We start from the raw sequence: 6,327 nt of genomic DNA on the forward strand, positions 1-6,327 counted from the left end.
CGGTTCCCGCCGGTGGGCGGCGGTGCCGCAGGAGCCGACGCCCTCCCCGGTGGCGATGCCGTCGATGGCCTGGTTGTAGAAGTCGGGCAGGCTGGGCGCGGCGCCGTGGCGCAGGTGCCGGCCGTCGGGATCGGCGAGCAGGACGGAGACGAGGACCTCCTCCGGTGCGAGGGCCTCGATCGAGCGGGCCATGCCGTCCAGCACCTCGGCCAGCGGCGCCTGGCGGGCGATCTGCTCCAGCAGGACGCGGTGCTCGGCCATCAGCCGCTGGGCGTGCTTGACCTGGGTGATCTCCACGCCGATGACGTGGATCCCGGTCACCTCGCCGGCGGCGTCCCGGCGCGGCTCGTAGGTGAAGTCGAAGAACAGCTCCCGCGCGTGCGGGCCGGCCCCGAGCACCACGCGGGCGTCCCGGCCGGTGTAGGGCTCGCCGGTGGCGTAGACCTGGTCCAGCAGGGCGAAGAAGCCCTGGTCGGCCAGCTCGGGCAGCAGCTCCGCGAGCGGGACCCCGGTGCGCGTGCGGTCCGCGCCGACAGCGGCGAAGAACGCCGGGTTGGCCGCTTCCACCACGTGCGCCGGCCCGGCCAGGGACGCGAACACGGCGATGGACTGCCCGAACAACGCCCGCAGATCCTCCTGCGCGGCAACTCCCGGGCCGGCAGCACCCGGCCGCTCATCTGATACGGCCGTCATGATGTGGTCCGCCTTCTCTCTGCCTCGGGTGCGACCAATCTACGGGACGCCGGCGGGAAGCGCTCCGGGGCTGCGGCCAGGGCCGGAGCAGCGCGGCCCGTATATTGCGGTCATGGCAGACCAGCCCGACACCTCGGCCTTTCCGCCCCGCCGCCGCTCGGCGCGGCTCGGTGTGGCGGTGACCAGTGAGCTCGTCGAGCTCATCGTCACCGGTGAGATCCCCGAGGGTGGCCTGCTGCCCCCGGAGGGCCCGCTCAGCGATCACTTCGGGGTGAGCCGCACGGTGATCCGCGAGTCGGTGAAGCGGCTCGAGGAGAAGGGGCTGGTCGTGGTCGCCCAGGGCCGGGGCACGCAGGTGGCCCGGTCCGGGTCGTGGAACATGCTGGATCCGATCGTGCTCTCCGCGCTGATCGACAGTGACGAGTCGCTGGGCATCCTCGACGAGCTCACCATCGTGCGGGGCAACCTGGAGTCGGCCATGGCCGGCGCGGTGGCCGAGCGCCACACCCAGGAGGAGCTGGCGCGCATCGAGCACGTCCTGGACGCGATGCGGGAGATGCGGCAGGAGAGCGACGCCTTCCGGCAGGAGGACGTCGTCTTCCACTTCACGGTCATGGAGATCTCCCGGAACCGGCTGGCCGAGAACATAGCCAAACGCCTGTACCGGCGCGCACTGGAGAGCGACCGGTATCAGGGGCTCCGCTACGACGGCGCTTTCGCGTCGACCATCGAGGAGCACAGCAAGGTGGTCGAGGCGATCGCCCGGCACGACGTCGAGGGCGCCGAGCGGGCGATGCGCCACCACATCGTCAGCTCCTGGCAGCGGCGCCGTCCGGCGGCTCCTCCGGAGAGCGGCTCGTAGGTCCCGCCGGCACCGCGCCCGCCGGGATGAGGCCGGCCGAGACCAGGTCACGCCACAGCCCGGCGGGGATGTCGGTGTTGAACCGCTCGAGGTCCTCGTCGACCTCCCGGGGCGAGCGCATGCCGATGGCCACGGCGGCGACCGCGGGATGCAGCAGCGGGAAGGCCAGCGCCGCCGCCGGCAGCGGCACGCCGTGGTCCGCGCAGATCGACGCGATCCGCTCGGTCCGCCGGATCACCGCGGCGTCGGCCGGGCGGTATTCGTACGTGGCGCCGGGCCGGGGCTGGTCCGTCGAGAGCAGGCCGGTGGCGAAGACGCCGGCGGCGACGATCGCGACGCCGGCGTCCCGGGCCGGCGCGAGCACCGCGTCGAGGGCACTGTGCTCCAGCAGCGAGTACCGGTTGGCCAGCATGATCACGTCGACCAGTCCCGCCCGGATGAGCGGTTCGAGGCCGGCGGTCGAGTTCGTCCCGATGCCGATGGCCGACACGACGCCCGCTGACCTCAGCCGGGCGAGCGACGCCAGGGCCTCCCGGGCCGCGCCGTCCCAGGCCTGGTCGGGGTCGTGCGCGTAGAGGATGTCGATCCGGTCGAGCCCGAGGCGTTCGAGACTCCCCCGCAGGCAACGCTCGACGCCGTCGGCGGAGAAATCCCAGCGCCGCTCCAGGTCTCCGGGCACGACGAAGCCGTCGTCGTCCCGGTCGAGCGGGGGTACGCGGGGAACGAGCAGCCGGCCGACCTTGGTGGAGACGAGGAACTCGTCCCGCGGCCGGTAGCGCAGTTCGGCCCCGATGCGCCGCTCGGACAGCCCGAGGCCGTAGTGCGGCGCGGTGTCGAAGTAGCGGATACCTCGTTCCCAGGCCCGGCGCAGCGTACGGGCGGCCTGCTCGTCGTCCATGGCGGCGGCGAAGTTGCCCAGCGGTGCGCCGCCGAGCCCGAGGATGCCGCGGCGCCGCAGTTGCTCGACCGCACTGGTCATGTGGCGAGACCGTAGCAGGCCGAGGCGGTCCCGGACATGATCGCGGCCCGCTCCCCCGCGCTCAGGTCGGCCAGCAGTTCGTCCACAGCCTTACGCCAGGCGACCGGGCCGGCGCCCAGACACGCCACCGGCCAGTCGGAGCCGTACATGAGACGTCGCGGGCCGAACGCCTCGACCGCCACGCCGACCACCCGGCGCAGCCGTTGCGGGTCCTGCACGAGCCCGGCCAGCCCGGAGATCTTGGCCCACACGTTCGGCCGGGCGGCGAGCGCCCGCAGGCCGCGTTCCCAGCCGTCGTCGTCGATGGAGTCGGCGATGCCACCGAGATGGTCGACGACGAAGCGCAGGCCGGGATGCTCCCCGGCGACGGTCGCGGCCAGCGGTTGCTGCCACGAGCGGACGACCAGGTCGAAGCACAGGCCGCGGACACTGAGGGCGTCGAGGGCCACGCTGACCTCGGGCTGGTGCAGCCAGGCCGGATCCGGGTCGAGGTGGACCAGGTGGCGGAGGCCGACCAGCGGCCGGCCCGGATCCGGGCCCAGCGTGTCGAGCTGCGCACTGACGTCGCCGGTCAGATCGATCCAGCCGACCACTCCGGCCGCCCGGGGCCCGGCGCCGGCCAGCAGCCTCCGGGTCTCGGCGATGCTGTTGCTGGCCTGGACCACCACCGCGGTGTCGCTGCCGGTCTCGTCGAGCATGCGTTCCAGGTCGCCGGCGGCGAAGTCGCGGTCGATGACCGCCATCGTCGCCGGGTCGATCCAGGGCTGCGGATCGGTGGCCCGGTTCCACAGGTGCACGTGCGCATCGATCACCCCGCTCATGACAGGTGCCGCAGGTCGCGCCGGGACTCGGGGACCAGCCGCAGCCCGGCCCGCCGGGGACGCACGTGCGGGCCGGTGATCCCGGCGACCGGGTTGGCCGCCCGTACCGCGTTGATGTGCTCCTCGTCGACCCGGATGCCGATGCCCGGTTCGTCACCGAGGACGATGCCGCCGTCCATGATCTCCTGATCGATCCGCAGGCCGATCGGCGAGTCGAGGTGCTGGACCTCGAAGGACAGATGGTTGGGCACCGCGGCGGCGGCGTGGGCCACCGGGTTGGCGTGGTACGACACCGGGCTCACCGGCAGGTCGTGGCTGTGCGCGACGGCGGCCACCCGGAGGAAGTGGGTGATGCCCCAGACGTTGCCGACCTGGACGATGTCGACGGCACCGGCGTCCAGCAGCGGCCGGTACTGCTCCAGGCCGGTGAGGTTCTCGCCGGTCGCCACGGCTGTGCGCAGGTGCTGGCGCACCGAGGCGAGACCGGCGGCGTCCCAGCGGCGCACCGGTTCCTCGATCCAGGCCAGGTCGACGGTGCGCTCCAGCTCGCTGACGAAACGGACCGCCTGCGTACGGTTCCAGGCCTCGTTGGCGTCGAGCATGAGCGCCGGGTGCGTCGAGTTGCGGTGCAGCACGTCGCGGACCGCCAGCAGCCGGCGCAGGTCGTGGGTGACGTCCAGGCCGCCCTTGAGCTTGGCCGAGCTGAAACCGCGGTCGGCGTAGCGCTCGTAGAGGCGCACGAGGGCCTCGTCGTCGAGGGCGATGTCGAGCCCGGAGGCGTACCCGGGCACGAAGCGGTCCAGCGCCCCGAGGGTGCGCCAGAGCGGCTCATCCGCCGCCTTCGCCTTGAGATCCCACAGCGCCATGTCGATCGCCCCGACCGCGCCGAACGTCGCCCCGGCGTGACCGGTCTTGAACACCCAGCTCAGCATGCGGTCGTACAGCGCGGTGACGGCCCGCGGGTCCTCGCCCTCGACGGCACCGAAGACCCGGTCGATGTCGCCGTGGGGACCGACGCCGACGCCTTCGAGCCCGTCGTCGGTCTCGAGGATCAGCACGTGGACGTCGGTGCGCGGCTCGGGCATCACGCCGTTGGCGTCACCGGTCAGCCGCCCCCAGTCGTGCTTGGTCAACAGGCTGCGATAACCGGTGACTTTCATGTTGGCTCCTGGTCGGCAGACATTGGGCTCACTCCTTGGTCCCGCCGGCGGTCATGCCGGCGACCAGGAAGCGTTGTGACACGAGGAAGACGATGAGCACCGGCAGCACCGAGACCACGGTGGCCAGGGCCAGCGTCGGCAGCTGGACCGACTGCGCGCCGGCGGAGCTCGGGTTGAACGCCGGGGTGGAGGCGAGCAGGGAGGTCAGCCCGACCTGCACCGGATAGCCGTCGCTGGAGGGCAGCATCACGAAGGGCAGGAAGAAGTTGTTCCAGTTCTGCACGAAGCTGAAGAACGCGACCAGCGCGACGATCGGCGCGGCCAGCGGCAGGGCGATCCGGGTGAACACCTGGATCTCCCGGCACCCGTCGATCCGGGCCGCGGCCAGCAGGTCGCGCGGGATGCTGGTGGAGAAGTAGATGTAGGTCAGGTAGACCCCGAACGGGAAGAACGACATCGGCAGGATCACCGACAGCGGGCTGCCGATCAGGCCCACCGCGTTGAGCTCCAGGAAGATCGGCAGCACCAGCGCGGTGTTGGGGATCAGCATGACGACCAGGGTCAGCACCAGCAGCAGCCGCCGGAACCGGAACCGGGTCAGGGCCAGCGCGTAACCGGCCGGGATGCTCACCACCAGGGTGATGACGAGCGCGCCGACGGCGTACAGCGCCGAGTTGGTCATCCAGGTGGTGACCGCGCCGTCCTGGAACCCGAACAGCTGGCTCCAGTTGGTGGCCAGGTCGCCGATGCTGCCGAAGGCGAACGGGTTGCCGACGCTCAGGCCGCGCGCCGACTTGGTGGTGGCCAGCAGCAGCCAGACGATCGGGACGGCGAAGAACAGCACAAACACCGTCACCATGACCGCGACGATCGTCCGGCCGCTCCAGCCGCTGACGCCGGGCCGGTGCGCCGCCGCGGAGCCGGTGGGCACAGAGCTCATGGGTTCACTCCCGCTCGAACAGGCCGCCGCGCGTCACGAAGACGGCCGACAGCGCGAGGGCGACGACGAGCAGCAGCAGGGAGATCGCCGCCGCTCCGTTGAAGTCGTTCTGCTGGAACGCGTACTGGTAGGCGAGCTGGTTGAGCGAGTAGTCGTTGGGCACCACGGCGTTGCTGGCCTGCGAGAGCAGCTGCGGCTCGACGAAGAGCTGGGTGCCCGCGGCGAGCGACATGATGCCCATGTACGAGATCCACTTGCGCAGCATCGGCAGCTGGATGCGCCAGGCGATCTGTACGGCGTTGGCCCCGTCCACCCGGGCCGCCTCGATGACCTCGGCGCTGATGTTGTTCAGGGCGCCGTACATGATGACGATCCAGCCGCCGGCGCCGGTCCAGAAGGCGATGACGGCGAAGATGACCGGCAGGTTCCCCGGCACGATGACCTGCACGAAGCTCTCGAAGCCGAACAGCCGCAGCAGCCCGCCGACCGGGCTGGCCGTGGGGTCGAGGACGAACAGCCACAGCAGCACGCTGGAGGCCCCGGCCAGCGCGCCCGGCAGGTAGAAGACCAGCCGCTGGGTCCGGCTGAGCCACCGGACCCTGATCGCGTGCACGACGACCGCCAGCACGGTCACCAGCGCCACCAGCGCGACCAGCCAGATCACCAGGTAGAGGGCCACGTGCGTGACCGCGGGCCAGAAGCGAAAATCGCCGACCACCTTGGAGAAGTTGGCCAGCCCGGCGAATCCGCCGGTGGCGTCGGTGAACGCGAGGTACACCGCGTACAGCGCCGGCAGCAGCCCGAAGGCCAGCGTGAGCACCGCGTAACCCGAGATGAGGCCGTAGCTCATCACGTTGTCGCGGCCGGCGGGC

Annotated in this window: 7 protein-coding genes; 1 reads left to right on the forward strand and 6 read right to left on the reverse strand. The window is 71.6% G+C overall.

Going from position 1 to position 6,327, the window contains the following annotated elements; genetic code table 11:
* Positions 1-693 (reverse strand): PAS domain-containing protein (locus AB0C29_RS28245; protein WP_360826121.1); only part of this gene is annotated, 693 nt, incomplete at its 3' end.
* A gap of 112 nt (positions 694-805) precedes the next feature.
* Between AB0C29_RS28245 and AB0C29_RS28250 the strand changes: the two genes are divergently transcribed.
* Positions 806-1,555, forward strand: a complete 750-nt coding sequence (locus AB0C29_RS28250) for a FadR/GntR family transcriptional regulator (protein WP_360826124.1) — start codon at positions 806-808, stop codon at positions 1,553-1,555.
* Here the strand turns inward: AB0C29_RS28250 and AB0C29_RS28255 are convergent.
* The 5 genes from AB0C29_RS28255 to AB0C29_RS28275 all read right to left on the reverse strand — a co-directional run.
* Positions 1,503-2,534 carry an aldo/keto reductase gene (locus tag AB0C29_RS28255; protein WP_360826127.1) on the reverse strand — a complete coding sequence of 344 codons (1,032 nt, stop codon included), beginning with the start codon at positions 2,532-2,534 and terminating at the stop codon, positions 1,503-1,505. The genes AB0C29_RS28250 and AB0C29_RS28255 overlap by 53 nt on opposite strands.
* Positions 2,531-3,355 (reverse strand): amidohydrolase family protein, encoded by an 825-nt coding sequence (locus AB0C29_RS28260; protein WP_360826130.1) that lies wholly within the window; start codon positions 3,353-3,355, stop codon positions 2,531-2,533. Before AB0C29_RS28260 ends, AB0C29_RS28255 begins: the two co-directional genes overlap by 4 nt.
* A complete protein-coding gene (locus tag AB0C29_RS28265) occupies positions 3,352-4,515 on the reverse strand; it encodes a mandelate racemase/muconate lactonizing enzyme family protein (protein ID WP_360826133.1) in 1,164 nt (387 codons plus the stop codon). Before AB0C29_RS28265 ends, AB0C29_RS28260 begins: the two co-directional genes overlap by 4 nt.
* A gap of 28 nt (positions 4,516-4,543) precedes the next feature.
* Positions 4,544-5,455: a carbohydrate ABC transporter permease gene (locus AB0C29_RS28270; protein WP_360826136.1), complete on the reverse strand. Its 912-nt coding sequence runs from the start codon at positions 5,453-5,455 to the stop codon at positions 4,544-4,546.
* Between the two features lie 4 nt (positions 5,456-5,459).
* Positions 5,460-6,327 (reverse strand): sugar ABC transporter permease (locus AB0C29_RS28275; protein WP_360826139.1); only part of this gene is annotated, 868 nt, incomplete at its 5' end.

Origin of the sequence: Actinoplanes sp. NPDC048791, assembly GCF_040650095.1 — a bacterium.
In the GTDB taxonomy this organism is placed as follows: Bacteria; Actinomycetota; Actinomycetes; order Mycobacteriales; family Micromonosporaceae; genus Actinoplanes.

Coding starts and splice junctions, on each gene's coding strand:
- AB0C29_RS28250 (WP_360826124.1), top strand. CDS start 806: ATGGCAGACCAGCCCGACACCTCGGCCTTTCCGCCCCGCCGCCGCTCG.
- AB0C29_RS28255 (WP_360826127.1), bottom strand. CDS start 2,534: ATGACCAGTGCGGTCGAGCAACTGCGGCGCCGCGGCATCCTCGGGCTC.
- AB0C29_RS28260 (WP_360826130.1), bottom strand. CDS start 3,355: ATGAGCGGGGTGATCGATGCGCACGTGCACCTGTGGAACCGGGCCACC.
- AB0C29_RS28265 (WP_360826133.1), bottom strand. CDS start 4,515: ATGAAAGTCACCGGTTATCGCAGCCTGTTGACCAAGCACGACTGGGGG.
- AB0C29_RS28270 (WP_360826136.1), bottom strand. CDS start 5,455: ATGAGCTCTGTGCCCACCGGCTCCGCGGCGGCGCACCGGCCCGGCGTC.